This is a genomic window from Lactobacillus nasalidis, assembly GCF_016587775.1.
Lineage (GTDB): Bacteria > Bacillota > Bacilli > Lactobacillales > Lactobacillaceae > Lactobacillus > Lactobacillus nasalidis.
Genome location: NZ_BOCG01000528.1, coordinates 1 through 1,442 on the forward strand (window position 1 = coordinate 1; position 1,442 = coordinate 1,442).

The window sequence follows — 1,442 nt, forward strand, 5'->3', positions numbered from 1 at the left end:
CCGCCCGGCGGCAGCAGCCATCTGCATCAATGATGAGAAGAAGATGCTGCTGGTGACCCAGTGGCGGGAAGCTATCAAGCAGCTGACTCTCGAAATTCCAGCTGGAATGATTGATGCCACCGACGTGAGTCCCTTGGATGCGATGAAGCGGGAGTTAAACGAAGAAGGCGGCTTGCGTGCCGAATATTGGGAAAAAGTCGCCGAATTCTACACTTCACCAGGATTTTGCAATGAAAAGCTGCACCTTTTCTACTGTGACACGCTCAGCCCAGTGGCCAGCAAGCTGGCTTTGGACGAAGACGAATTTTTAACGGCAGAATGGTACAGCCTTGAAGAGTTAAAGAACCTGTTAACAGAGGGCAAAATAGTTGATGCTAAGACCATTTATGCTATTTCCGTATGGGAAAACATGCTGCTGACCGGTTCAGAAGGTTAGACTATGACAGAAAAACGTTCCGATTACCGCCGCCAGGCACTAAAAGCAGATAAGTCGAATAAACAGGAAGCAGCTGATTCAGCTGCTTTTCCTGCTTTTAAGCAGGAGCAGGAGAGACAGACAAACGACAAGACAGAAAGAATGAAAAAAAGGCTGAACTTTGCTATTCTTGTTGTGTGTCTCTTGATCGCGCTGGTTTGGCTGATCTTATTGAAATTTTAACTGAATTGAGGATTATCGATGAAAATTGCTATCGTTGTTCCAATGGCTGAAGAAGCCGAATTTTATCATCATTATTTTTCCTCAGGTAAAAAGGAAATGTTCGGTTCGACGGAATTCGAACATTTTTCCGTTGCCGGCAACGATCTTTACCTGGGCTTGACGGGGATCGGCAAGGTCCAAGCCGCCATGAACCTGACCAGTCTTCTGGCCAAAGAAAAAATCGACCTGGTCATCATGACCGGGTCAGCCGGATCGCTGCAAAAAGAAGTGCAGCGGATGGACCTGGTTTTGCCTAGCGAGTTTGCCTACCACGACGCCCACAACACTTCAGCGGGCAATTACGTCGAAGGGCAGATCCCGCAGGAGCCGGCCCGCTTCAAGCTGGATTCAAAGGAAAGAGACAAGTTCAAGGAATTCCTGACCCAGCGCGGGGTTAGCTATAAGGAAGGCCTGGTTGTGACCGGCGATTCCTTTATTTCTTCGCAGGCGCAAAAAGACGAGATCCTGCGCAACTTCCCGTCTGCCCTTTGCGTGGAAATGGAAGGCGCGGCTTTCGCGCAGGTGGCCTACCACTTCAACGTGCCGCTGATTGCCTTGAGAGCAATTTCCGACAACGGTGACGAGGATGCGGACAATGACTTTGCTGCTTTTGTCAGAAAAGTCGGTGCCCAGGCCGCAGAACTGATTGTTGAGTATCTGAAGGAGAACGATTTTTAAATGAAGCAAGTCTATCTTGACAATGCTGCCACCACGCCAATGTCGCCGGCCGTCGTCGACGTCATCG

General features: G+C 49.5%; 3 protein-coding genes. All 3 read left to right on the top strand.

Features of this window, described 5'->3' with window-relative positions:
• The coding region (locus lacNas_RS10370) for an NUDIX hydrolase (protein WP_201331526.1) at nucleotides 1-436 on the top strand (436 nt) is incomplete at its 5' end.
• A 3-nt stretch (nucleotides 437-439) separates the two neighbouring features.
• Complete coding sequence (locus lacNas_RS10375) at nucleotides 440-658, top strand: hypothetical protein (RefSeq protein WP_201331527.1); 219 nt, start codon at nucleotides 440-442, stop codon at nucleotides 656-658.
• A gap of 18 nt (nucleotides 659-676) precedes the next feature.
• The gene (locus lacNas_RS10380; protein WP_201331528.1) at nucleotides 677-1,375 is read left to right on the top strand and encodes a 5'-methylthioadenosine/adenosylhomocysteine nucleosidase; all 699 of its coding nucleotides are present in this window, start codon (nucleotides 677-679) and stop codon (nucleotides 1,373-1,375) included.
• The last annotated feature ends 67 nt before the right edge of the window (nucleotides 1,376-1,442 follow it).